Origin of the sequence: Leptonema illini DSM 21528 (assembly GCF_000243335.1) — a bacterium.
Classification (GTDB): domain Bacteria; phylum Spirochaetota; class Leptospiria; order Leptospirales; family Leptonemataceae; genus Leptonema; species Leptonema illini.
On the sequence record NZ_JH597773.1, the window covers coordinates 1,165,322 to 1,190,807 of the forward strand.

At 54.3% G+C, this 25,486-nt stretch carries 24 protein-coding genes and 1 pseudogene; 7 read left to right on the top strand and 18 right to left on the bottom strand.

Features of this window, described 5'->3' with window-relative positions; translation table 11 throughout:
* Positions 1–4: 4 nt before the first annotated feature.
* The 7 genes from LEPIL_RS05335 to LEPIL_RS05365 form a co-directional block, all read right to left on the bottom strand.
* The gene (locus LEPIL_RS05335; RefSeq protein WP_143464680.1) at positions 5–586 is read right to left on the bottom strand and encodes a LolA family protein; all 582 of its coding nucleotides are present in this window, start codon (positions 584–586) and stop codon (positions 5–7) included.
* Between the two features lie 228 nt (positions 587–814).
* Positions 815–1,069, bottom strand: a complete 255-nt coding sequence (locus tag LEPIL_RS05340) for a hypothetical protein (protein ID WP_157135028.1) — start codon at positions 1,067–1,069, stop codon at positions 815–817.
* A gap of 133 nt (positions 1,070–1,202) precedes the next feature.
* Entirely contained in the window at positions 1,203–2,147 is a 945-nt protein-coding gene (locus LEPIL_RS05345) for an electron transfer flavoprotein subunit alpha/FixB family protein (protein ID WP_040918326.1), read from the bottom strand.
* 21 nt (positions 2,148–2,168) lie between these two features.
* Positions 2,169–2,930, bottom strand: coding sequence for an electron transfer flavoprotein subunit beta/FixA family protein (locus LEPIL_RS05350; RefSeq protein WP_002770699.1), 762 nt, complete (start codon positions 2,928–2,930; stop codon positions 2,169–2,171).
* Positions 2,931–3,123: 193 nt separating this feature from the next.
* Positions 3,124–3,471, bottom strand: coding sequence for a hypothetical protein (locus LEPIL_RS05355; protein WP_002770700.1), 348 nt, complete (start codon positions 3,469–3,471; stop codon positions 3,124–3,126).
* Between the two features lie 13 nt (positions 3,472–3,484).
* The gene (gene pth, locus LEPIL_RS05360; RefSeq protein ID WP_002770701.1) at positions 3,485–4,063 is read right to left on the bottom strand and encodes an aminoacyl-tRNA hydrolase; all 579 of its coding nucleotides are present in this window, start codon (positions 4,061–4,063) and stop codon (positions 3,485–3,487) included.
* A complete protein-coding gene (locus tag LEPIL_RS05365) occupies positions 4,060–4,392 on the bottom strand; it encodes an LB_289 family protein (protein ID WP_040918328.1) in 333 nt (110 codons plus the stop codon). Before LEPIL_RS05365 ends, pth begins: the two co-directional genes overlap by 4 nt.
* 92 nt (positions 4,393–4,484) lie before the next feature.
* Here LEPIL_RS05365 and LEPIL_RS05370 point away from each other — a divergent pair, with 92 nt between their 5' ends.
* The 4 genes from LEPIL_RS05370 (at position 4,485) to eutC (ending at position 8,899) form a co-directional block, all read left to right on the top strand.
* Complete coding sequence (locus LEPIL_RS05370; RefSeq protein ID WP_002770703.1) at positions 4,485–5,210, top strand: hypothetical protein; 726 nt, start codon at positions 4,485–4,487, stop codon at positions 5,208–5,210.
* 154 nt (positions 5,211–5,364) lie between these two features.
* The gene (gene eat, locus LEPIL_RS05375) at positions 5,365–6,726 is read left to right on the top strand and encodes an ethanolamine permease (protein ID WP_002770707.1); all 1,362 of its coding nucleotides are present in this window, start codon (positions 5,365–5,367) and stop codon (positions 6,724–6,726) included.
* Positions 6,727–6,734: 8 nt separating this feature from the next.
* The gene (locus LEPIL_RS05380; protein WP_002770708.1) at positions 6,735–8,099 is read left to right on the top strand and encodes an ethanolamine ammonia-lyase subunit EutB; all 1,365 of its coding nucleotides are present in this window, start codon (positions 6,735–6,737) and stop codon (positions 8,097–8,099) included.
* The gene (gene eutC / locus LEPIL_RS05385) at positions 8,096–8,899 is read left to right on the top strand and encodes an ethanolamine ammonia-lyase subunit EutC (RefSeq protein WP_002770710.1); all 804 of its coding nucleotides are present in this window, start codon (positions 8,096–8,098) and stop codon (positions 8,897–8,899) included. Before LEPIL_RS05380 ends, eutC begins: the two co-directional genes overlap by 4 nt.
* On the opposite strand, the gene LEPIL_RS05390 is transcribed toward eutC, so the two are convergent.
* From LEPIL_RS05390 to LEPIL_RS05445, 11 genes and pseudogenes are all read right to left on the bottom strand, one after another.
* Positions 8,858–9,484 (bottom strand): YiiX family permuted papain-like enzyme, encoded by a 627-nt coding sequence (locus tag LEPIL_RS05390; RefSeq protein ID WP_002770717.1) that lies wholly within the window; start codon positions 9,482–9,484, stop codon positions 8,858–8,860. The two genes, eutC and LEPIL_RS05390, sit on opposite strands and share 42 nt — an antisense overlap.
* 142 nt (positions 9,485–9,626) lie before the next feature.
* Positions 9,627–11,549: an AMP-dependent synthetase/ligase gene (locus LEPIL_RS05395; RefSeq protein WP_002770718.1), complete on the bottom strand. Its 1,923-nt coding sequence runs from the start codon at positions 11,547–11,549 to the stop codon at positions 9,627–9,629.
* Positions 11,550–11,709: 160 nt separating this feature from the next.
* Positions 11,710–12,786, bottom strand: a complete 1,077-nt coding sequence (locus tag LEPIL_RS05400; protein ID WP_002770720.1) for a helix-turn-helix domain-containing protein — start codon at positions 12,784–12,786, stop codon at positions 11,710–11,712.
* Positions 12,783–13,700 carry a M48 family metallopeptidase gene (locus LEPIL_RS05405; RefSeq protein ID WP_002770724.1) on the bottom strand — a complete coding sequence of 306 codons (918 nt, stop codon included), beginning with the start codon at positions 13,698–13,700 and terminating at the stop codon, positions 12,783–12,785. Before LEPIL_RS05405 ends, LEPIL_RS05400 begins: the two co-directional genes overlap by 4 nt.
* Complete coding sequence (locus LEPIL_RS21675; protein WP_002770725.1) at positions 13,697–17,257, bottom strand: DUF2339 domain-containing protein; 3,561 nt, start codon at positions 17,255–17,257, stop codon at positions 13,697–13,699. The genes LEPIL_RS05405 and LEPIL_RS21675 overlap by 4 nt, the downstream gene beginning before the upstream one ends.
* A gap of 68 nt (positions 17,258–17,325) precedes the next feature.
* Complete coding sequence (locus LEPIL_RS05415) at positions 17,326–18,018, bottom strand: hypothetical protein (RefSeq protein ID WP_002770727.1); 693 nt, start codon at positions 18,016–18,018, stop codon at positions 17,326–17,328.
* A 24-nt stretch (positions 18,019–18,042) separates the two neighbouring features.
* Entirely contained in the window at positions 18,043–18,729 is a 687-nt protein-coding gene (locus tag LEPIL_RS05420) for a hypothetical protein (RefSeq protein WP_002770728.1), read from the bottom strand.
* 1 nt (position 18,730) lies between these two features.
* Positions 18,731–19,120, bottom strand: a complete 390-nt coding sequence (locus LEPIL_RS05425) for a hypothetical protein (RefSeq protein WP_143464681.1) — start codon at positions 19,118–19,120, stop codon at positions 18,731–18,733.
* Complete coding sequence (locus LEPIL_RS05430) at positions 19,117–19,530, bottom strand: SGNH/GDSL hydrolase family protein (RefSeq protein WP_143464682.1); 414 nt, start codon at positions 19,528–19,530, stop codon at positions 19,117–19,119. The genes LEPIL_RS05425 and LEPIL_RS05430 overlap by 4 nt, the downstream gene beginning before the upstream one ends.
* Positions 19,531–19,540: 10 nt before the next feature.
* Positions 19,541–20,777 (bottom strand): annotated as a pseudogene (locus tag LEPIL_RS22840) (IS256 family transposase).
* A gap of 68 nt (positions 20,778–20,845) precedes the next feature.
* Positions 20,846–21,841: a toll/interleukin-1 receptor domain-containing protein gene (locus LEPIL_RS05445; protein ID WP_040918334.1), complete on the bottom strand. Its 996-nt coding sequence runs from the start codon at positions 21,839–21,841 to the stop codon at positions 20,846–20,848.
* A gap of 295 nt (positions 21,842–22,136) precedes the next feature.
* On the opposite strand from LEPIL_RS05445, the gene hflX reads away from it, so the two are divergent.
* The 3 genes from hflX to LEPIL_RS05460 are packed head-to-tail and all read left to right on the top strand — an operon-like array spanning position 22,137 to position 25,448.
* Positions 22,137–23,771, top strand: coding sequence for a GTPase HflX (gene hflX, locus LEPIL_RS05450; protein WP_143464815.1), 1,635 nt, complete (start codon positions 22,137–22,139; stop codon positions 23,769–23,771).
* Positions 23,755–24,615, top strand: a complete 861-nt coding sequence (locus LEPIL_RS05455; protein ID WP_002770731.1) for a J domain-containing protein — start codon at positions 23,755–23,757, stop codon at positions 24,613–24,615. Before hflX ends, LEPIL_RS05455 begins: the two co-directional genes overlap by 17 nt.
* Complete coding sequence (locus LEPIL_RS05460; RefSeq protein ID WP_002770732.1) at positions 24,612–25,448, top strand: thioredoxin family protein; 837 nt, start codon at positions 24,612–24,614, stop codon at positions 25,446–25,448. Before LEPIL_RS05455 ends, LEPIL_RS05460 begins: the two co-directional genes overlap by 4 nt.
* The last annotated feature ends 38 nt before the right edge of the window (positions 25,449–25,486 follow it).

Below are 25,486 nucleotides of genomic sequence, written 5' to 3' on the forward strand. Positions count from 1 at the left end.
TGAATCAGTTGCGCTGATTCAGGGGGTTATCAACGGTTCGAGAGCCCGGAGGGGCCTTATAGCTGAAGATAGAAACGGGAAAGCTGGCGACTCTCGATACGCTGTTAATCTTAATGGTGATCACATCGCCTCCCTTTCCTTTCATAGAGATGCTTCGCAGGAAGTAGCCTTCGTCCCAGCTCAGGCGCACCTCTTCATAGTTATGCGCCGGCGAGTTCGGAGTCAAAACGGCACGATTCCCGTCGATGCGTGCGGTATAAGATAGAATCCATCCAAGGCCTCCACCGCCGCCTGCGTCCTGCCGTCCCATTGTACGAGTAGACGGATCAAACGCAAAAATCTTACGTCCGTTTGATGCGATGACGCGTCCATCGCCCAGACGGAAGTTCATCTTCCCGCCCGAGTACGAAAGCGTTCCGTTGAAGCTGCTTCCGCCCGACTTTATATTCACCGACGCCCGGAAGGTCGAAGAGTTCATCACCCCGACCACCTTCTGAAGCGGATTGGCCTCGAGGGCGACCGAAAAGAGCATAGAAAAGACGAAAATAGTCGAGATTTTGCCAGCGATCTGGCCTTTTGAGAACATGACCGTCATTTCAGCAAAGGCAACGAGGAATTCAAGCGACAAACGCTCCCCCCTTCCCCGTCAGGTGGCGCCTCCATGCGCCAACTGACGGTGGCTCTGCACTCCTGCGCCGCTTAGAAGGGGGGAGCGTTTGTCGCGGCAATATTAGAATCGAGAATCAGGTTACAGGTATTCCATTGGTCCAAATTCCAGCTCCTCTGCTCTCAGGTGGGTGCGGGTGTGATGCGTTCACTGAAAGGTAGATGAGCATCCAGCAGGATGAGTCAGCGAGCAATCTGATTTCGCTTCGCATTTTGCCAGCTTGACGGCATAGAGTGCACAGGCATTGGCAACAATGGCCTCTCGCTGAGGATTCTTCTCACCGGCAGCTGTGGCCATGAAAGTGAGCAGGCAGGAGTATTCCTCGAAGAAAATCTCATTCTCAAGACACCATTCACGCTCGCTCTGGCAGGCAGACAGCAGGACAACGGCAAGGAAGGTCAAGAATATTGTTCGCATCATCATGGATACATCCGAAACCTATAACTGATTATCTCATCCACCTTGCCCTGCTAACAAAAAAAAAGGAGCCCGAAGGCTCCTTTTCGTCGAGGTCATTCAAGGGGCAGTAGGCCTGTTAGCCCAGAACCTTCTTGAATTCGCCTGTCAGTGCCGGAACAACCTTGAAAAGATCATCCACGACGCCGTAGGTGGCTACCTTGAAGATCGGTGCATCGGGGTCTTTGTTGATGGCCACGATGTACTTCGAAGATCCCATACCGGCAAGGTGCTGGATGGCGCCCGAGATGCCACAGGCGATGTAGCAGTTCGGAGAAACGGTTTTGCCCGTCTGACCGACCTGATGGCCGTGATCGATCCAGCCGGCGTCAACCGCTGCACGGGATGCTCCAAGAGCTCCACCGAGCGTGTCAGCCAGTTCCTGAAGCATCGGCCAGGCCTCGGGGCCTTTAATACCGCGACCGCCCGATACGATGATGGAGGCGTCGGTCAGGGCTACCTTTGTTCCGCCGCTCATCTCAACGTTAGCGAGTTTCGAAGAAACGGCGCCTTCGCCGGCCGATGTGGTTTCAAGGGCCTTAGCTCCTGCATAACCCGAAACGACTTCCTGAGAGTTCGGACGCACGGTCAGAACGGCAGGAGCGCTCAGCTTGATATTCGCATAAGCTTTGCCGGAATAGATAGGCTTCTTAACTTCAACGGCAGAATCAGAGCCTTTTACTTCAATGATGTCAGCGACAAGGCTGGCGTTCATGGCGATGGCGACACGTCCGGCATAGTCCTTACCCTGAATGGAATGCGGGGCAAGAACGACCTTCGCTCCTTTTTCAGCGGCGACGGCGGCCACGATATTGGCGACGCCCTGCGGGCTGTATTCGCCCAGGCTTGCCTTAACGACGGTATCGGCACCGGCATCAAACAGCTCGTTCGCATGAGCGTCGGTTCCGTTGATGAGCAGGGCGACGACCGGACCGCCGAGCTTGCGGCCGGCAGAGGTCAGTTCGCGGGAGATCTTCTTAAGCGAATCCCCTTTCAGTTCAGCTACTGCAAGAATAGACATGATGTACTCCTGAGATTATTTCGATCAGATGACCTTCGCCTCTTCGCGAAGAAGACGGACGAGTTCTTTTGCCTTATCCTCGGGGGTTTCGGCTTCGATAACGCGGCCCGGCGGACGCGGTGGAGGCGGTTCAAGCGAAGCGATCTCAATCTTCGGAGCGCTCACACCGAGAGAACCGACATCGACGGTCTCAAGCTGCTTCTTCTTCGAAGCCATGATGCCTTTCAGAGACGGATAACGCGGATCATTCAGACCTTTTGCTGCCGTGACGACGACGGTGCCCGAAGCGGACATCTCAGCCGTTCCGCCTTCGATTTCGCGTTTAACTTTTACGTCGCTTCCGTTGACTTCAATGGAGACGGCGTTGTTGATATTGGCGCAACCGAGGATCTGTGCGATCATGGCCGGAACCATGGACGACTGCGAGTCGATGGCGACGTGGCCGGCAAGGATCAGATCGGGATTGAGTTGCTTCAGATACGCGGCAAGAACCTGGGCCGAGTAGTTAGCATCGAGAACATTATAGGAGTCGTCTTTGATCTGAACGGCTTTATCAACACCAAGGGCATAGGCAGTGCGCAGGGCTTCCTGAACACGGTCCGGACCGAGAGAGATGGCCGTAATCTCGGCGCTTGTTTTGTCGCGCAGACGGAGGCTTTCTTCCAGTGCATGCTCGTCAAAAGGCGAGACAATCCACTTCACTCCGGCTTCGCTGATGGCGGTGCCAGAAACTTTCAGATTCGTTTCCGTATCCGGTACCTGTTTGACCAGAACAGCAATCTTCATAAATTTCTCCTGCTGAGAGATGATTCCCGGAAACCCGGGTGGGTTCCTGAAAGAAAGCCCATTCTCTGGACTCTTTTTCCGGAACCCTGCAACTGGCAGTAGTGAATCTGATTCAGTTACCCTGTCAGTTCGCTATCTGCAGTTTGCCGATCAAGCTTTTTTCACTCCGAAACAGGTCAACTGAAAAGGCGCGTTATAAAACGGGCTCAGCAGGATACACGCGCTGCACAAGATGAAGGCTGGCGAGGATGCCGCCGACGGCGACCAGAAAGTTGCCATCCGTGTGCAAGAGAAAGGCGGCCAGACAGAAAGGCGTGAACAGATGTACGAGAATATAATGAATCAGGCAGACGATGTGCTCGGCCGAGCGACCCTGCCCTCGAAAGACCTCATCAAGCCTTCCTCTATAATAAGAGATCACGCCGCCCTGTTTTTCCTGTACGGAGGTCAGAGCCAGTTTGTAGCGGGCGTTGATCCAGTATGCACCGGCAAGGATAACAATCAGTAAAAAACCGGCAATAAAAAGCGCAGTCAAACTCATGAGGGCCTCAGATTCAGACTTTTCGAAGCAGCCATTCGCTGACAAGCCGGTTTACGATCGTTCCCGCATCCGCGAATCTGGCCTGCTCCTCCTTCGAAAAAGGAGCGAGCACATAATCGGCGACAGAGCCGTCGACGGGTCGATCCACACCGATGCGAACCCTCGTGAAATCGCCCGTGCCGGTTACGGCCATGATATCGCGCAGGCCGTTATGGCCGCGGTGTCCGCCGCCTTCTTTGATGCGGATGTCGAGAAAGGGCAGATCGATCTCGTCATGCAGCACCAGCCATCTGGCAGGCGGCGCTTTATAATGGTCGGCGGCCTGTTTTACGGGGCGACCCGAGAGATTCATAAAGGATAAAGGCTTGAACAGCGCGATCAGCTCGACTTCCGTTCCGTTATAAGAGAAGTCACGCAGCTCGGCGACCAATCCGCCGAACTTTTCTTTAAAAGGGCTGAGTCTGCCCGACATGCCGTCTCGCTTTTCGGCGGCACATTCGGCAAAATAGTCAAGGAACAGAAAACCCGCATTATGTCGGGTCTTACTGTATTTCGGGCCCGGATTCCCCAGGCCGACAAGCAAAGGCGTCAAACGCCGGCTTCCTCACCGATAAAGGTCGAAAGCTCTTCTACGGCACGGTTGGCCTGCTTTACTTTTGTGCGGTTCACGGCCTTTTTCAGAACTGTGTCCCACTGTTTTTCGGGCAGGTCTTCTTTCATTCGCTCGATCAGTTCGAGGATGTCCAGATCATCCGTTGTGTTGAAGATCTCTTCGGCATCATAGCGGAAAAGAGCCGCCAGGTCGTCGATGTACTGGCCGATGGTGCGGCCGGCACGGCCGGATTTCCGCTCCAGCACCTCGACCTTCTTGGCCGTGCGCTTCAGCTCGCGTTCTCTGCGTTCCAGCTCCGTACGTTTCATAATATCCAGTTTTTTTTGAAGAATTTTCCGGGAAAGTCTTTTCATAAATGAAGCAGACCTCGAAAATAGAGAAACAAGTACGCGGGGATCGGATGGAACAGGCAGCGATTTTTGATTTTGACGCTCGGATTTTTGGCAAACAGGCCTCCTGGAGAGTACAGGATCCTCGCATCGGATACTCCGGATCGCTGAAAGACCCGGCCTGGGTGTATCGCTACTGGCAGGACCACCAGACAGAGAAGGGCTTCTCGATCACCGAGTCGCTATCGCTCATCGATCCTGGCTTTGTGGAGGCCAGCTCGGCTGAAGGGTTTACGTTTCTGCCGCTGGAACACCTTGCACCGACGGCGCTACAGCACCGTATTCGCGGTCGCTCGCTCTTTCTGCTCACGGCCGCTTCATCGGCGGGGTTGGAGCCACTTCTGCGTGACCTCGTAAAGCAAACATTCGAGATTGCGCCGGGCCCGCGATCCAACCTGCCCTCGCAGCGCGGAAATCCGCTCGAAACGGCCGATCTGCTTGAATGTCGGCCGGTCGATCTCGCCGGCGTGACGTCCGCTGACGATCTGCCTCTTGCCCGGTTCCGGCGCATCCGCTCGCTTGTGGCGATCCGGGATGAACAGGAAGCAGAACGACCGGGCCCCTTTGAACGTATCTTCGTCTACACATCGGATCCGGTACTCGCTATGCTTCTGGACCGCTTTATTCTCGAGAATCAGGACCGATTCGAGGCCGGACGCAATGCGTTGATGCTTTCGCTTATTGCAAACATCAGCTCCGATGCCGTCATGGCAGCTCAGAAAACGGCTCACGGCTAACCTCCTCGAAAATCGAGCATTTTTTACGCGCCCGGATGCTTAACCCTTACGCGAAACTGGCTAAACCTCAGTTAACTGTCACGGCACGCGTATTGCATCATCACTCTGTGCTCCTACGGGCACAAGCATCCGCTCTTCTCTACAGGAGGACTTTATGTCCGAACCAATCAAACTTAAAAAAACGCTGGGCCCGCTCATGCTCTGGGGTCTGGGCGTCGGCTATGTCATTTCGGGGATGTACTTCGGCTGGAACCTCGGTCTGCCTGCCGGTGGAACCTATGGCCTTGCTATTGCCGGGCTTTTGATAACGATTATGTACGTTACCTTCGTCTTCAGCTATACGGAGCTGGCCACAACCATACCGAGGGCCGGTGGAGCCTTCGACTACGCTACGATCGGCCTGGGCCGAGATGTCGGCTTTCTGGGTGGCATGGCGCAGCTGATCGAGTTTCTCTTCGCTCCGCCCGCTATCGCCTTCGCCATTGGAGCGTATTTTCAGAACTTCTTTCCCGAAGCTCCCGTTCTTCCGATCGCCATCGTCGCCTACTTCGCCTTTACGATCCTGAACATCGCCGGTGTGAAAACCGCGGCGACCTTTGAATTGATCATCACGATACTGGCCGTAGCTGAATTGCTCATCTTCGCCGGTATGACTCTGCCGCATTTTAAAATGGAGAACCTGACGGTGAATCCAGCGCCGGCAGGCAACATCGGAATCATAGCGGCCATCCCCTTCGCTATCTGGTTCTTTCTCGCCATCGAAGGAGTGGCGAACGTCGCCGAAGAGGCGAAAAACCCGTCAAGAGACGTGTTGATCGGATTCGGTTCTGCCATCGGCACGCTGGTAATCCTGGCCTTTCTCACGTTCATCTCGGCGGTCGGCGTCGGTGGCTGGGAGGCGATTGTTTATCCGAATCCTGCCGATACGGCAACGGTTTCAGATTCTCCGCTGCCGCTTGCGCTGAAGCACATTACGGGCGACGACGCCCTGCTCTTTCATATGCTGATTACGATCGGCCTGTTCGGATTAATCGCCTCGTTCCACGGAATCATTCTCGCCGCGGGACGGGCCACCTTCGAATTCGGGCGCGTGAAATATTTTCCCGGAGCTCTGGGAAAGGTGCAGAAGAAGTTTCAGACGCCGGCCAATGCGCTGATCTTCAACATGTTTGTGGGCATAGCCGCCCTCTTTACTGGCAAGACGGGCGACATCATTACAATCTCGGTTTTTGGAGCACTGCTGCTTTACATCATCTCCATGCTCTCGCTTTTCGCACTCCGAAAAAAGCACCCGAAAATCCCGAGGCCTTTTAAGGTTCCGATGTACCCGGTATTTCCTGCGATCGCATTGATCATTGCGACGGTGTCGTTCGTGGCGCTGTGCTTTTACTATCCGATCCACGCCCTGATTTTTGGTGCGCTGATGGGTGCCGGGTACGCCTATTTCTTCTTTTTTGTGCGTGCCAGAGCAGAGCATCATGTACACCTGCATGAATCGTTGCAAACGGCGGATTGAGGGGATTCATGAGCGATACGTTTCGCATTGCAGATCGACACTATAGCTTTCAAAACCTGAAGGAGGTGATGGCGAAAGCCACGCCTCTTCGGTCAGGCGATCTGCTCGCCGGAGTGGCCGCTCTTACCATGGAAGAACGGGTCGCCGCTCGCTTTGTTCTCGCCGATATTCCCCTGCAGCGTTTTCTCGACGAACCGCTCATCCCACCTGAGAAGGATGAAGTGAGCCGGCTGATTCTTGAGCAACATGACGAAGAGGCCTTTTCGTTCTTTCGCACGATGTCGGTAGGCTCGCTGCGTGACTGGCTGCTTTCTGACCATGCCGACTTCATACTGGCATCGAGGGCGCTGACGCCTGAAATGGTGGCCGCGGTTTGCAAGCTGATGCGTAATCAGGATCTGATCCTCGTCGCATCACGCTGCTCGGTCATCACATCGTTTCGCACGACGATCGGCCTTTCAGGGCGCATGTCGACGCGACTGCAGCCCAATCACCCGACCGATGATGAGAAAGGCATTCTTGCCGAGATCATTGACGGCCTGCTTCTTGGAAGCGGCGATGCCGTGATCGGCATCAATCCTGCCACGGACGATATCTCTACAGTAAGAAGGCTCTTACAGCTCATCGACGATCTGCGCAATCGCTTCTCTATTCCAACGCAGTCGTGCGTTTTGACGCATGTGACCACATCGATCGAGTTAATCGATAAAGGGGCCCCTGTCGATCTCGTCTTTCAGTCCATCGGAGGTACGGAAAAGACGAACAGCAGCTTCGGAGTTAGCCTTGCTCTTTTAAAAGAGGCACATGAAGCGGGCCTTTCCATGAAGAGAGGATCGGTCGGCAATAACGTCATGTACTTTGAAACCGGACAGGGAAGCGCTCTTTCGGCCGGCGCCCATCATGGCGTCGATCAGCAGACGATTGAGGCCCGCGCCTATGCGGTCGCCCGTCAATTCTCGCCGCTGCTTGTGAACACCGTCGTCGGCTTCATCGGTCCGGAATATCTCTATGACGGGAAACAGATTATTCGCGCGGGGCTTGAGGACCACTTCTGCGGCAAGCTTCTTGGATTGCCGATGGGCGTCGATATCTGCTACACGAATCATGCCGAGGCGGATCAGGACGATATGGATAACCTTCTGACGCTGCTTGCAGCCGCAGGCGTAAACTTCATCATGGGAATCCCAGGAGCGGACGATACGATGCTTCATTATCAGAGCACTTCGTTTCATGACGCCCTGTATGCCAGGCAGCTTCTGGGGCTGCGGCCTGCTCCTGAATTCGAGTCATGGCTGCAACGCGAAGGTATCTTCGATGAAAAGATGCGGCTCTCCGCTGTAGCGCCCTCGCTCATCGAAGGAGTCAACCTGTGAAAAACAAAGAAGAAGCATCAGCAGAACAACAGATCACACCGATTGCCGGACGCCTGAAGAATCATACAAATGCCCGCGTCGGCCTGCGACGCAGCGGCATCTCCATTTCAACCGACGAGCTTCTTAATTTTCAGCTCGACTTCGCCCGGGCCCGGGACGCCGTTCAACGCGAGATCGATGAAACGGATGTCTTTCAGAAATTGCAGGCCATCGACGGACGGGCATTGCTCGTTTACAGCGCCGCTTCATCATTGCAGATGTATTTGCAGCGTCCCGATCTCGGCCGTATTCTCTCGGTGGAATCAGAAGCGCAGTTAAAAGCTCGCAGTTCTGAGAAATCCGACATCTGCATCGTGCTCACGGGAGGGTTATCCTCAGCGGCAATTCATCAGGCGTTTCCACTGATAGAGCGACTGGCAGCGGCGCTACAGGGCGAAGGCACGACCGTGGCTCCTCTTGTGCTGGCCCACCGCGGACGTGTGGCGATCGGTGATCCGATTGGAGCACTATTAAAGGCTCAGCTTTCGCTCGTTCTTGTAGGAGAACGCCCTGGTATGAGTTCGAGCAATAGCCTCGGCGCTTATCTGACCTATGCGCCGCAGCCTGGAAAAACCGACGAAAGCCGTAACTGCCTTTCGAATATTCGCGAAGGCGGTCTCTCCGTGGACGAGGCGGTCTTTACCCTGCTCTGGTTGATACGCGAATCCATCCGATTAAAACTGAGCGGCGTGCAGCTCAAGGATCGGTCGCGAGAAAGCCTAACGCTCAAAGACGGTGCGAAACCGATCGCTGACGAATAGATCACCGGGCGAAACGGCGAGTTCGTTAAGCGGCGGCATGCCTCCGTAACGCTGCTTCATCTTCTGTTGAACGACGGGATGCTTGAGGTCGTAGTCCGAGAATCTTTTCAAGGGAACGGTTTTTAATCCGACAAGGTCATAGAGCTTCCAGACGACTTCAGAACAGTACAGGCGATCATCGGACCAGCGAAAGTGGCCGTCGTAGTTTCGTCCCGCCCAGGCCTCTGCCTTTTTTTTCATGACGGCGATCTGCGACGCATCGGGCGCACCGTCTGCATAGCGCTTTACGACAAAGTGAGATCGCTCGCCGTTTTTTATCCATTGACTGAGATCGACAAAGCGTACCGGCTGCACCGCCTCAAAGACGACCCATCGCCCTGCTCTCTTAAATATGATGCCTACATGACTGTACTTCGAGCCAGTCGCAAGCTGGATGGCCTGGCTCTGCGAAGATCGCGAAATCTGAAAAACGACGTCTCCTTCACGCAGCTCGTCAAAGGGAGCAGCGAAAAGCTGTAGAGACAGGAATACGTTAAGGGAGTAGAGAAACAGAAAGCCTGACGTAGTTCTGGTTCTTCGAAGCATCACCGCAAATCCTGAATAAAAAACTTATACGGAAGGACAGCAGGTCTGGCTTTGGAGTCAACGGAAATATGTGAAGAGATGCAATATCGCCAGGTGCCTGAATTGACACCCGGCAATATTACGCGAAGATAGAAAGAAGGTTTTACTCGTACATCGATTCAATCAGCTTTGCATAGCGCTCCGTTACGACGTGACGCTTCACAGAAAGCTTGCCCGTCAGCTCGTCACCCTGCTCAAAAGGCTTCGGAAGCAGGCGGAAGTCGACGACCTTCTCGAAGCTTTTAAAGCCCTGTTCGGCCGAGATCAGCCGCTTAACCTCATCGCGAATCACGGACAGCGCCTCAGGGTCGATGGCCAGCGTCGTGAACTCCTTATGCCCCGGAAACTTTTCAATCTCGGGCACGATCAGCGCCGTCAGATACTTCTTATCCTGACCGACGACGATCAGCTGACGGATATAGGGAGACTGAAGCAACGTGTTCTCGATCGGCACCGGCTCTACGTTCTCGCCGTTCAGAAGAACGATCGTCTCTTTAGAGCGACCTGTAATCTTGAGGCAATCGTTATACGTCATCATACCGAGGTCGCCAGTATTGAACCATCCGTCTTTAAGAACCTTATCGGTGGCCGCCTGATCCTTGTAATATCCCTTCATAATCTGCGGGCCTCGAACGTGGATCTCGCCCTTAACGCCGCGACGTTTCGGGCCGCCTGCTTCGGTCGTGAAGAGCAGTTCGCCTGTATTCAGGTCGGTGATACGCAGATCGGTGTCGGGATAAATCGGACCGACAGTACCCGGCACAAGCAGATCAGGCGTTCGCACGGAAAGCACGGGAGACGTTTCGGTTAATCCATATCCTTCGAGAACGGGAATGCCCGCATCGTTAAAGAAAAGATCGACGTGATACGGCAGTGCTCCGCCGCCTGAGCACGTGCCGCGAAGCGCACCGCCCGTCGCCGCTCGAATCTTTTTCAGTACGATGCGATCGAGTAAGAAGAACGGCACGGCGAGAAGAAGCACCTCGACTATAGACCAGAGAGCACGGAACATCGAAAGAAAGGACGATCGCCCGGTAATATCAAGCTCGTTCCCTTTCAAGAAGCGCAATGCTCCGCGAAAACGACGCGAAACGGAAAGCGTGAGAGCGAAAAGACCGCGACGGACCGGGGATGCCTTCTCAAGATTCGTAAGAATACCCGCATATACGCTTTCCCACAGGCGCGGCGCCGATGCCATGAAAGTCGGAGCCACGTTTTTCATGTCATCGCGAAGGGACCGAACGTTCGAATAATACGTGCAGCATCCGCGACCGAGGGCGATCATTTCGAAGACGCGCTCGAAGATATGCCATACAGGCAGAATGGAAAGCACACGATCGTCGGTGCGGATTGGCACAGGGATGCGCTCCAGCTGCGAAATCATGTTCGCATGCGTGAGCATGACGCCTTTAGGGGCGCCTGTCGTCCCCGACGTATAGATCAGCGTAAAGAGATCGTCAGATGAAAGACCGGCCATGTGCTCTTCAACACGTCGATCGCCCTGATGACGCAGCTCGCGTCCCCGGCGGATAAGATCGGCCTGCGCATAAACGTCTGCATCCTGTCCGCTCATCAGAATGAGCGTTACGCCCTTGATCAGGTCGGGGTGACGGCGCATCTTTTCGAGTACGGTCGTATTCTCGACAAAGAGAAAGCGCATGCCTGAATGCGGCACGATGTGTCGGATGTCGGGATCGGTCACGTCGGCGCCGCGCGGCACGTCGGCGGCTCCGGCCAGCAATACGGCCAGATCGGCCTGGATCCATTCAAGGCGGTTCTCGGCGAAGATACCGACATGATCGCGCGGCTTCAATCCGAGATCGATCAGCGCCGTCGCCAGGGACTCGGCCTGCTCGCGCAGTTGCGCATAGGTCGTCATCTGAAAATGTCCGCCTTCGCGTGTGGCAAAGGCCGGATTCTCTGCATAACGTTCGGCGCTGTCGAGGAAGAGATGAGCGACGCTGCGATGCGATGCGCTCTGTTTTTGAGAGGCCGGCGCCTCTCGTGCCATTGTTTGAGTCGTCATGAACCTGCTCCTTTTCTGTCCCCTGTGTTTCGGGGAGGCTTATCAGCCAGAACAGAAGTATGCATAGTCTGTATAAGAAATCGCCTCATTCCATAGAATGAGACATGCAAAACAGGATTTTTTTAACCCCGGAGTGCTGTTTCGATCACAGGCCCGATGATCACAAGGACTTGCGGCGGCGGTACTCTTTAGGCGTGAGACCGGTTTCTTTCAAAAAGGCACGGTGAAACGAAGATCTGGAATTAAAGCCGGCGGCGAAGCCGATAGACAGGATGGTGCGCTCGGGCTCGTCTTCGAGAAGGCGGCAGGCCTCCTGCACACGCCAGCGATTGACGTAATCCGAAAAGCTTTGCTGCATATGCACATTTAGAAGGTAGGATAGCCGGTCTACTGTCGTCGCCAGCTCTCGGGCCAGCGAGGCCAGCGTCAGATCTTCGTCGGCATATATCTTCTCTTCTCGCATGCGCTCATCAAGTTCGAGAGCCATGGCGTTGAGATCGAGGTCTCCCAGCTTGGCACGACGACGGCGACGACGCTCCATCTCTTCCTGCAGCCCCTGAACGGCATTCGGATAACGACCCGATAACACAAAAAAGACGAACAGGTTAACGGGAAGAAGCAGAGCGCTGATACGAATCATCAGAAAGCTCGGAATCAAGAATCCGACCAGGCCGATCAGCAGATCGACGAAGAGCAACACATACACAAAGAAAACGGGAAAGAGACCCGAGGCCAGAAGCGCTCGATGGTTTCCTGTCGACCTGTACACATGCCAGCCGATATAGAGAAGATAGACGAGGAACGATAGCTTTGTCCCGACGTTACCGGCGGCGACGAGCAGATGCACAAAGTCGTCCGCCTGGATTCCGCGCTCAAAGAACTCACGTTGCTCGGCATCACTCAGCATGTGAAAAACAACAGGTACCGCTATGGCCAGGACGGGCAGAATCCAGTGATACCTCGATAGCCTTGCCGGCCCGAAAAGCCTGCGATAATGAAGCAGCATGAGCGGGCCGCCCGTATAGACGATCGGCAGATGCCATAGAAACAGCAGAGGCCAGCGCGCCGCCGCTCCTGAGAATACGTAAGCCCCCGAAAGCAGCCAGATGCCGGCGACGACTAACGCAGCTGCCAGGGCACGATCACGTCCGGCTCGCGAAACGATAATCTGCAAACCCCAGATGCAGCTGAAGATGCCTCCGGAACTCAGCCAGTGTATCTGTAAAGCGTCGTTCAATCCTCAGTGCTCCACTGCGACGGATCATGCGTGACCGTATTGAGAGGAGTTCGCGCCACAAGCAAGGCAGTACCGACACAGCGCTCCTCGTCGGGATGCGCCTTGCGCCAGGCCTTCGCTCGCTCCAGATATTTATCCTCCCTGAACTCCAGATGCGGATGGCTCTGAAAATACTCCGATACAGGATGCGGCGCCCGCTGTGTCTCGTTATCGCTCCGGTTCGGATCGTAATACGTGCGCAGGCGACGAAAGCTACGACCGAGCCCCGTCGGAGCGTACGAAGAGCTCTTGATATAGGCCCACGCATATTCGTCGGCCTCATTCTCCTGCGTCTTGCTATAGCTGTGACGCATCATCAGATTCATGGCAAAGTCGGCGATCTCGCCTAACGGCGCTGCTCCGATCTTCTTTGCGGCGATCTCAAGGCGCACGGCATCGATACAGTGCGAAAGCTCCACATGACCTACCTCATGCGCCAGCACGGCCACAAGCTCGGATTCCGATTTCAGCGTTTCAAGAAGGCCCGACGTTACGACGACGACTCCGCCCGGTAAAGCGAAGGCATTGGGCGACCTGGTTTCAACTATAAAGGCCCTGTAACGAAAGCCTTTCTGTGTTCCGGCCGCAACCGTTTCGATCAGCGACTGCACATAGGCCTGATCGGCCTCTGTTCCTCCGTTGAAGGATTCGTAGCGCAGGGCGATGGCCTCTCCATACCTCGCCTCATCCACCTCATCGATCGGCAGCACGCGAGTCAGCGCCCGGTCCACGCGCTTGATCGGCTTCCCGAGAATTTGAAAGGCCGGCGCAAGCGTGCTCTCGAAGGGCAATCGTATCTCTGCTTTAGTGAGGGCGAAGACGAGCAAAGAGCCGCCTGCGAGCAATATAAGAAGTGCAATCGTTCTCAGATTCATGACTGTGGCTCCTTCGCTTCCGTAAAACGATCCTTGAAACGGTTATACAGAGAATTCATACCGAGCATGAGCAGACCGACTCCGACAAAAACAAGGGCACGCGTAAGCGTGGAGCTTCGTGCAAGATCAAAGAAGATCAGGCGCAGCAGAGCGGCGCCGAGCGCAACCATCGACAGAATGCGAAAATGACTTTCACGCAAGACGATACTTAACGAGAAGACGATGAAGATCAGAACGACCCAGAGCAGCGTCAGGAGCGCCTGATCAAAGGACCAGTAGAGAAACAGAGCAGCGCCGAGAAAGAGCGGGTCAAAGATCCATAGATTGCGGCGACCATCGACAAACGGCATCAGGCGAGCGACAACCGAAAACGGAAAGGGAACTTCGGTACCGGCGAACGGCCTTTCGCGCAGAAGAAGAATTGAGACGGCCACAAGCACAAGCATGGCGATCAATCCGGCAACCCAGTTTTGATCGGCAAAATGCGCCTGTGGCATCTCAGCCGTCGACGATAGAAATGTCAGATAAAATACCGACCACCAGAAGAGGAAAAGCCCGTACACAGAGAGACGACGCACCGATGCGAACATGCGTGCCAGAGCGACAAAAAGCGCCGGAGTGGCTGCATAGACGACCAGCGTCCAGCGTTCCGGAACTTCCAGCTCGACGGCGAGAACGCCCATTGCAATGGCAAGTTCAAGATAATAGGTCTGGATGCGGCGCTCAAACCATCCGCCATCCGCTCTCTGCGCTGTGAACCAGAAGAGAAACACAGCAATCGCGAAAATCTGGATCAACACTCGCGCCGTCACCGGACCGAGATAGTATTCGCTCTGCAACTCAACGGCAACATGCCGGATCAAAAAGGCGAGAACGGCTATCGACCCTGTATAAAGCAGATGCCGCGACGTTATCCGATGTGCCTCTTTACCTGCCAGAAATCCGGAAGATTCCAGTGCGACGAGTGACAGAAGCAGCCAGACGACGCCAGGAATCATCGCCGAGATCGGCTCGAAGATGCGATACGAGACGATGCCCAGAAACACCGCAAGCATCCATACGACGGGCACGGTCGGTGCGAACGATAAGGAAATCGAAGCGGGCCTCCAGAGCTGGAGCACAAACAGAGCGAGGAAAGGCAGCGTCCGCCAGAAGACGTTAACAGAAGACATCGCTCGTGCGTCTCCATCGAAAAGATGCACGAAAAGTACAGGGAGACCGATCAACAGGAAAAGGAAGATGCCATCTGAACCTGGCCTTCTCTCAATACGCTGACGGCTCTGGATGGAATCCGACCGACCCATGCGAAACGGAACAAACACCAGCGTGGCGGCTAACGCCGAAACGGCGATCGTCGCCCAATAAACGGGTAAGAGATAGACGAAGATCATCGATAGATACAATCCGTGTAAAATCTCGCCGAGCGCATGCCAGAGCGGGAAGGTCGCGTCGGGCACGCTCAAGAAACGATGAAGCGCAAGTCCTGTCAGCAGCATTCCCGTGAGAAATGCAGCGCTGTGTAACGAATAGTCAAGGCGCATAACGCCAATACCGAGTACGAGACAGGAGAGGAGAAAATATAGCACCATGCCGCCTGCTGAATCCAGACGTCCGTCATGCAAATCGAGGCGAGCCGGCCTGAGAATGAGTAACACGGCCAGCATGAGAAAAGGGATGGCAAGGGAGGCAGATCTCCAGTAGAGGTCGTCTGCGGCATCGCCGCTGATCAGATGCGCCGCAAGCATCAGACCGGCCACAGGCAAGAACAGCAGCACGGGCATCGCCGTCCGATCTTTCACGAATGGATGCGGTGCGAAGAACACCAGGCCGGCAACGGCAGAAACGGCTAGCGTGCTCCATTCGAAAGGCAGCAGAAGCGCATAGAGAGATATGAGAAAAGCGGCCTGTATAATCGAGCGAGCGACGCTCCATACCGACGAAAACTGAAGAAGCGGCTTCAGCGTTCGCTGATACAGAACAAGCGAGAAAAGAAGCAGGGCCAGCATCATGCCTGCCCGGCGAAGCAGCGCCGCATCATCGGAATATGGGATGTCACCGGTCGCCAATGCAATAAAAATAACGCCCGACAGAAGATGCAGGAACAATCCGACGGATTCGAGGAACTCTTCGCCTTCCCGATTCATAAGAGCGAAAAAGAGCATCGTCTGCACAAACATGACGAGACCGACATGAAAGGCGTCCACCTGCCAGCGACCGAGCGTGAGAATACAGAAAAAGGCCAGGCCCTGAGCGATCAGCGTATCGGTGCGATACAGCCACAGAATGCGCAGGCGACGCGCATAACGCGCAAGCAGAAAGACGACGACGGTGGCCAGGGCAAGAACGATCGTATTCCATTTCGAGCCCGTTGCATACAGAAGGAAGCCGAGGCCGGCCGTCATCCAGTGAACAAGATGAGCGAAGAACGGAAGCCTCTCCAGCCGATCGCTTTGAAAGATCGCTCGATAGTGTTGCAGCAGAGCGGCCGATGCGACCGCAGCCGTTGACAGGATGCCGATCAGTCGATTGATATCGGTCGGCTCCTGTGAAAGAAGCCCGGCATCGCGCATGGCGAAATAACGCACGACCTGATACAGAGCAAAGCTTACCGTACAGAGAACGGCCTGAAACTCCCAGCGAGATCGTGCCGCAAGCAAAACGCCTGCAAGGGCGACGCCCGCCGCCGTTAACAGTACGGGAAGAGCCGGCGGCAACACGGCAAGCACGATCAACGAAAGCAGCAGATGAAGCGAGGCGAAGGCCTCGGCGCTTGCACGATAGGCAAAGAAAAGGTTAACGAGCACTCCGACGATAATCAAAAGCAGGCCGGCCGTCTCATTCTCGATCCACTTCACGCCCGGAATGGCGACGGCGGCAAAACAGGAGACGAGCAACACGGCGCCGCCCGCAGCCGTTAACCATGACGAGAATTTCTTCCAGTCCGGTTTCTTTTCCAGATAGAAGGCGGCACCTGCAAGCGATCCGGCGATGGCGAGCATCATAAAGAAGCGAAACACGGGAGCAAGGGACAGAGCGGCGTAGACGCCGAGGAAGCCAAGCCCGGCCGTCAGAATCACGGCGCCAAGCATGCCAGTCCAGTTCTCGATAAGCTGCCTTTCGATCTTCTGCCACAGCTCGGATTTCTGTCGTGGAGGCGCCAGAATCGGTTTTGCTGCGGGGGCCTTCTCCAGCGGCATGCTCTGCTCGCTGCGCGCCTCCGCTGCTGCGTACTGCGGACGTTTCGCAGCAGGCTCGGCCGCCGCGACGTGTTCCTGCGGCTTTTGCGGCTCGCGAATCGGCCTTTCGACGGGCTCGCTCGTGCGAGAAGGTGGCGGCTCGCTTGCGACGGGTTTTTTCAACAGAACGTCTGCCGGTCTGCTTTCCGGGTGAGAGCTTTCGCGGATTCTTGCCGGAGCGCTTTCACCGCTCCCTTCAAGAATGCGCAGCCTTCGTTCTGCTTCGTCGAGACGGGCGCGAAGCCCCTCTGTGCGCGAAAGCAGAACTACGATGAAGATACCGAGAACGATGACAATGAGGAAGAGAAAAGCAACAGACATCGGCCTGACATTCGGCGATTACCGTCCGATGTCAAGCCTTCAGGATCTTATTTGCTGATATCTGCCTGTTACAGGCCAGTGTATTCCACTACAGCACTCGGACAATCCGGCAACCCGGGATCGTCAACACCTGTATCGCACAGCATCATGTCCCGAACTGCACCGGCGGCCATATTTGTAAGGAAAGTACGTTCACCTGATGTAAGCGGAATGGCATTTCGGCATGAATTATTTGCAGCGTATCGCCAGAGTAATAATCGGGCATCCTTCATTGAGTCAAGCTGAGCTTCGGTCATCAGGGTAGCGGCCCCTCCGCCGAACGTTGACAGGGTCAGACCAACAGATTCACAGGCTTCAATACTTACGGTGCCAATCGATGCCCCTATCAGGGCATCTTTGGTCGCGCCGTAACTGGCAATCAATGGATGGTTTGGAACGTTCAAGGAGTCCAGGAAGGACGCCAGCGCCTCAGCGTCCACAGTACAGGCAAGATGAAGCCCTCCGAGTTCCCGAATATCGGAACGAAGACTTTCGATTTCAGCCGCAGTGTCGCTAAGATATGCCGCAGAGCAATGCCTTCGTTGAATGCGGGCGCAGAAAACCATCCTGGAGCCGACAATAGTTCCGTGTTGGACGGAAATGAGGCAGTTTCCAGAATTCAGGTAGCCCTGGTGTAGCGATTCGACCAAAATCGATGTGCTGGTGTAATCAGGTATAGCCTCATCAAGGCAACTGACAGGAACCAGCAACGCAACAGTCATGACGAAGAAACGACATTTCATGGTTCAAAATCTAAACGAGGATTCCAGAGTTATTGATGCGTCGTCCGCCGAAAGCGGGGCTTGCAATTGAGGTGGATATCTCTGTATGTATTCAGTCGCGGTCAGGGGCTCCGCCTGTGGTCTCAAGTCAGCCCCTTCGGCATTGCGTCCGTACCGGTATGCCGCTATTCCGGGCTGAATAACGAAATACGCGCTTGTGACACCCAGAGTTGTATAGTAGATTGAACGGCGTTCGACAAAGCGCTTTCGTGCTGATGAAGAATTGATCAAGGGAATGGAGGCCCGCACTTTTCTGTTTGCTTCTGCTGCCCGGGAATAGGTCAGTATGGACATGCCCACCAGCAGCAGGCGCATGCCCCTCTGAGTTGCATCGTGAGACCAGAAAAGGTATTTTCCGTTCGGGTTCCAGACGTATTTTTCACCCGCATTGAAGAAAACGAGAGACTCGGTGAAAACGCTCAACCGCCGCGATCCCTCAAGTGTGGTTCGGTAAGATGCCGGATAAATTGCAGTAAATTCCTTCTCATCGTAAGTAGCGCCAACGGCTGAATCTCTGATAAAAATCCCCCCGTCTCTTCTCAAGAATTCCGCATGCACTACTGAACCATTTCGGCCGACCAGAAATACCGGTTCAGCCAGGATAGACGGTGAAAAACAGATGATTAACAAAAACGCTCGAACGAGGCGCATCTTAACGAAACTCCTGTCGGGGGCTCTGCTTAGGCCAATCCACGGCTTCGGAGGGCACGGAAGTGACATTGCCTTCGAGCAAAAAGTCAATAAACTCCGTTGCCCCCGCAGTGCGACGATTGAAAGATTGAAAAGCAATCCAGCGGCCAGTAAGAAAGCCATCGGGGTGCGGACGAACATAGACCTTAGAGATAGGCGATACAAGTACAGCCTTTAGACTTCGGTTCACCGAACCGGAGGCATGACGAACCTGTTCTCCTGACTTTGTTATGCCCACAGCACCTCGTTCTTCCGTATCACCCGACAGCAGTTGCCACATTAAGAAGCCAGAGATCGGCCAACCCGCAGCGGCGACTGCCACGAACATCTTTTTCTTCATCTGTTTGGTCACTTACATATTCCAAAATAGAAACATAGCAATAGCAAGGTAAGATCCTCTCCAACGGGGTCCTCAGGTAACGGAGTCCAGTCTTTCCAATTTCCCGAGGTGAAGTCGTAATCGGAGCCATGGACATCGTATTGGAGGTCCTTCAATTTCCGGGCAATGATGGGGCCGTAGACGCGATAACCGTTGTCGTTGGGATGCACGTCGTCGGCCATAAGCTCGTTTCGCGACGCCCACTCCACGACTGGATCCTTGAAGGCGGCTTCGGCGCTGACATACTCGACAGTGCGTCGATTCGTGCCTGGAATGGGTACGCCCTGAGCCCAGTAACTTTCCATCAACCGACGGCCATAGATCGTTATGACGGCCGATTCGACTATGTCCCAGTGATAGTTAGACTTTGAGGCGGGACCCACTGAATGCATCCTATGCCGAGATCCGCTCGTCAATCTTTTTATCCAGGAAGGTGTTTAAGAACTCATGGATATGAGTGTATGACCGCACCTTACGGAATTGTTCCTCCTGTGATAGCAGGAGACTACCGACCCATCGGAGCACCTGGTCTGTCTGCGGCCTTGACCGTTTAACCCGGTTAAGCTGAGACCTGGGATTCGAAAATGCCGAATCGATCAGATTGGTTGTGTAGAAGGATGTTCTCAACTTCGGCGGCATATTGATGCGATGCAGCGTTAACAGCGTCTCTAAGCCCTCCTGAAGGCTCTGGGAGGCACTGTAGCTGATGGATTCGAGCCATGATAGCACGGACCGCATCTCGCTTGCGACATCTTCGTAACTGTTCGCGCTGAATGCCTGCTTGTATCTCTTGCAGAATTCTGCATGATACTTCCGTGGGAGTTTTGCAAGGACATTTCTCTGTTTATGCAAGTAGCAGAGTTGAATTTCAGCTCTGCTACCGAAGAACTGTCTGGCCGCTTTTTCAAGAGCCTTTGATCCATCCATGACGACAAGCACACGATCTGTGAAGCGGATATCACGGCTCTCGATTGATTGAAGGACACTGAGTGCGCTATCAGCATTCTCTGTAGACCCCTCAGAAATGACCCAGAAAATGCTTGTTTCCGGCCGTATCGACCCCGAGAGCAACGATTACGACAGAGCCGCCGAATACGATGCCATCAAGAACAATACACCAGAATGTCTGATCAGGAAACCTGCGTGAATTCAAATGATTGAGCGACTCACGGCTGGACTTCACAAACTCCCGCGAAACCGCACTCCGCGAAAGGCCGAGAGAGGCTTCTGTCTTTCTCAGCGTCTTTTCATAGTTCCGGGTGCTGATGCCCGCCAGCATCAGGCGCTCAACATGCTCGCGAAGATCAGAGCGATCCTGAAGGATCTCATATCGCTCCAGCTTCACCTCCTTGCCGTTACGTCGAGCTCTGGGCTTCTGGATGGCCACCCTTTCTCCATCGAGCACAATGGAACCTCGCTGGCTGCCGCCTCGATGAGCAAATCCACGGCCTCTCTTATGCTCCCCTGTCTTGCCGCATAACGTTTCGATTTCTTCGAGAATCAAAGCTCCTACGTAGCCGAGTGCAAATTCGCGCACACGGGAATCGAGGCTGGTTCGAATATAATCCCGAAACTCATCGGCCGCCAGGCTTTGTGTTTGACTGTTTTCTGCCCGTTCGTTCTTCTTCACTTGGAACCCTCCGTAAGGGAATGTGGTTGTTCGGCCCATTTTGGGCCAGGGTTCCGCCTTTTCAAACTCTAACTAAATTCGGGACATAATCCTTCTCTTTCGAGTTCTGGAATATGGAAGTACAGGATGGGCAGATGATTGATGCTTGTTTGATGTAATCTGTACGGTGTTGTTATGATGTTAAGTATTTGATTTATTGGGTGAGTCAGTTCGCTTAGTTTTACGAACCAGTCGGCGATTTCATTTTCAGGAGAAATAATACAACCGCTGTCTTCGATAACAATGATTTCCTTTGCTTCCGCGATTAATGACAAAAGGGTTGCTGTTGTTTGAATCTTTTCCGGAATACTGCAGAGTAGGTCTTTGGGGGTGATGATGTTTTCGCAAATTCCGATATCGCTTAGAGCAAGTAATAGGTTGTCAATGTTGCTATGCCTATCAAGCGTGATAATATTCGGGCTGTATGTTTCCCCAATGTAGCCATTTTTTCGAAGAGTATGAATTACCGTGCTCTTTCTGCCAATACGTTTTATTCCGGAAGCTATTATTGTATTTGGGCGTTTGTCTGTCACGTGATAGAGCTTCGATTCGATGTTGTCAATAATGGCGTTTCTTCCAACGAAGAGTCGATCCTTTTGTCTGAGGTGAGGAAATAACTGCCATGATCTTTCAATTCTCTTTTGCTTAATTAGTCGAATTATTTTCTTTAAAGAGCCGTTGTAGCGTAGGATATAAGTTTCTCTAACCCAATCGGGAATTCTGGGGTCTGTGTAGTTTACTTTCTGGTCAATGATTATAGGTAAGAAACGCAGTACATTGTCCCGGAAACGGGTTTGTGCCGCCGCTAACTCTCGATTGACCCATGTTGAGTTGAGAGAAGCATCACTGATGAACAACACGAACATGTCGCTGTTATCGAGGCCGTTTTCTATTTCGTCAACTATCGCTTGTCCATCGTCGAAGGATAGCTCATCGTAGATAACGACATCCGGGCCGAGAGCATTCGCGATTTGACCAATTCTATCTTTATCCTTACTGCTATGAGAAAGAAAAATTTTTCCCATTGACTCACCCCTGTATCGTTAGAAAGCTTTAGCATGTTCTATCATGGAATGTATTGATGTCAAATTGTTTTGTCTTGATTATTCTTCGACTTTGAGTAAGCTCTGGTTTTTATGATTGTGCTTTCCGTCTCTCCCCTTTTCCCGTGATTTTCGAGTCGACCCCGTGCCTGCCCTGCGTATCCTGGAAGAGGAGGGTGCACTCATTAATCTTACAGGTTCCTTGAACGGGCTGAAGCCGGCGCAGCTGGATCGGCTCCGACGTTTATTCCGCAGGCGGTTCCCTGCCGAGCAACTCATGACGGGCGAGTTCGCCCGTGAGCTCTCTGAACTCTCCCATGATATCTCTCGCCAGATCGGTGTGCTGGCGGATCGGCGCGGACGCATCGACCACGTCATGGTCGGCGACGATCGCCGCATCTTCATTCCCGAGCTGGAGCGCGGCGGGGCGGCCCGTCTGCGCGAGCTGCGGTTGATTCACACCCACTTGAAGAAGGAGCCTCTCAGCGAAGAGGACCTCTTTGACCTCACGCTTCTGCGTCTCGATACGGTGACGGCCATCACCGTCGACCAGCGCGGCCTTCCCGAGTTCTTTTATACGGCCCGCCTCTCACCGTCAGCAAAGACCGGCTATGAGCTCTTTGAGCCTGTGCGTCCCGGGCAGGAGCAGGAAGCCTTTGATATCCTGATCGAACAGATCGAGCGGGAGTTCCGGCAGAGTCGGGATAAGACGCGCAAGGCCTCGGGCGGCCCGCGCGCCTACCTTGTCGGATTGTACACGCCCGAGATGCGTCGCAAGCGCATGCCCGACGAAAGCATGGACGAGCTTGAAGAGCTGTGTCGCACGGCAGGCGTGAATCCGGTGCGGCGCTTCGTGCAGAACCGTCAGAAGGCCGATCCGGCGACGGTGGTCGGCTCGGGTAAGATTCGCGACCTTTCGGTGGCCGCCGTGCAGGACGAGATCGATCTGATGATCTTCGACCGCGAGCTGGCCCCCTCTCAGGCCATCCGCATTTCGCGCGAAACGTCGCTGAAGATCATCGATCGCACGCAGCTCATCCTCGATATCTTCGCGCAGAACGCCCGCAGCCGGGACGGTAAGCTTCAGGTGGAGCTGGCGCAGCTGCGTTATCTCAAAGGACGACTGAGCGAAACCGACGATAACATGTCGAGGTTAACCGGCGGCATCGGAGCCCGCGGTCCGGGCGAAACGAAGCTTGAGATCGGCCGCCGTCGCGTAGAAGAGAAGATCGGACGTCTGGAAAAAGAGCTGAAGTCGCTGAAAGGTCGTCGCGAGCTTCTGCGTTCGCGTCGCAACCGATCGGGCGTGCCCGTCTGTTCGATCGTCGGTTATACGAATGCCGGTAAGTCCACTCTGCTCAATGCGCTGACGCGAAGCGAGGTCATCGCCGAGAATCGCCTGTTTGCGACGCTTGATCCGACGACGCGACGGCTTCGTTTCCCCGAGGAGCGCGAGCTCATCCTTTCTGACACCGTGGGATTCATCTACGATCTGCCGCCCGAGCTGGAGCGCGCCTTCGAGGCGACGCTTGAGGAGCTGGGCGATTCCGACCTGCTTCTACACTGTATCGATGCCGCCGACCCGCTGCGGGAGCAGAAGATCCGCGACGTGGAGTCGATTCTTCTGCATCTGGGGCTTGACGAAATCCCCGTTCTGCGCGTATATAATAAAATCGATCGCATGGGCGAAGAGCAGAAGGGCGAGCTGATGGTTGCGGCTCCTGTCGATTCCGTTTTCGTCAGCGCCCAGAAAGGCCTGGGATTTGAAGACCTGCTTCTAATTATGGAAAGGCGGCTTTTTGATCATGGCACTGAGGTCGCTGCCGTCGCAAAGAAAGAAGGCAGGGCAAAGAAGGCTGCCGTGCAGGAAACGGTGAAGAGCGCAACGAAAGAAGATGAAGCGAGAGGCTGAAAGCAAAACGACTCTGCTAAACGATCTTCTCGAAGAGATCGAGCAGAGCATGATCGGAGACGACTGGTCGGTCTCTCTCGATGCGGTGTTGCTCTGTCTTGAAACGGCGCCCGAATCCTTTTTTCGCTATTATTACCGATCTGGTCATAGCATGACCGATCTGCCCGAGACGTTTAACGCAGAGAACGCGGGCATACTTATCGAGTACCTCGCCGACCTGGGCTACGACGGAGCCGTTTCGGCCTTTCGACGACGCGGCTGGTATCTGACCGACGACGACTATCTTATGTGGGAGGAGTTCTTTCTCTCCGTGTCGCTCAGCATGCTCGCCTCGCATAAGATCGACGAAGAAGAGCTTGAGATCGCCCTTTCCGGATGTCGATATACGTCCGATGGTCTTCAGTTCTACTGCGAAACGAGATGCTCGATCGAATCGCTTCTTTCAAGAACGTTATCCATCTATGCGAGAGAAAAAACTCTTTCAGAGGGAGCGATTCGCCTGCTGCGTTCGTATACGCGTCATCTTTTTCACCGACGCCTTTTTCGCGAAGAGACGATCTATCGTGAATTTTGCGAGCGCCTGCGTGAGACGGCGAAGCTGCGCGGATGGATCGGCGCCGACGTCGTGGCCGCTCCGGCATCGCTTCGCGAAGAGCTTCTGCTATTCGGCTTCGAGGATCTTCCGGGCGAAGAGATCTTGAAAGAACGATACCGCATACTCCTGAAAGAGCATCATCCCGATATCAATCGCTCTTCTGAGGCCGTCGTCATGACGCAGAGGCTGATCGACGCTTATGCGAAGATCTGCGCCCACCGACGGCAGGCAAGCGAGGTGGCCTCTTGAAACGCAGCGCATGGATTCTATCATTGCTTGTTTGCTGTATAACGTCTCCCGTTGCGGCCGCTCCCTGGCTGAAGACGCTGGATCAGGCGACGCAGGCCTCTGAGAAAGAGCGGCGACCGATTCTTGTAGAGGTGTATGCGCCCTGGTGCGGCTTCTGTCGTCAGATGCGACGCGAGATCTATGATGCGCCGGGTTTTGAGGCGAAAAGTGCCGGTTATACGCTTCTTTCTCTTGATGGCGAAAAGGATATTGAATTCTCGAAACGATACCGGATCGAAGGATTCCCTACGGTGCTTTTTCTCGATCATAACGGCGTCGAGATCTCGCGACTTGAAGGCTATGCCGATGCGCGCCGTTTTTATGGCGCTTTGCAGTCGGCCTTTAAAGAAAGACTCATGCAGGATCAGCTCACCGAGGCCGTCGAGAAAAGCCCCGATGGTTTCGCTTCGAACTATGAGCTGGGTAACTATTTCGCTCGTGCCCACCTTCATGATCAGGCACGGACTTACTTCTGGAGAGCGTATCGCTCTTCTGATGTTGTGAACAGTCTACAACGGGAACGTGTGCTTTACAATATCGGCGTGCTTTCGATGCGACTCGAAGAGTATGCGATGTCGGCGTCGATCTTCGATGCCTTTGTGCGCAATGCCGAGACCGAAACGACGGACGTCATCTATGCGCGCTACTGGAGAGCCGTTTCGCTTTTAAAGACCGATAGCGGCAAGACTGAGAAGCAGGATCAGATCATCGAAGATCTGAAGTTTGCCGAGCGCCGTCTGCCCTTTCCTGGTGACCGCAAAGAGGCGCGCCGTTTGCTTGAAGGTCTCAGGTGATGCAGATTCGGATTTTCACAACGGAGAATCGATTCTTT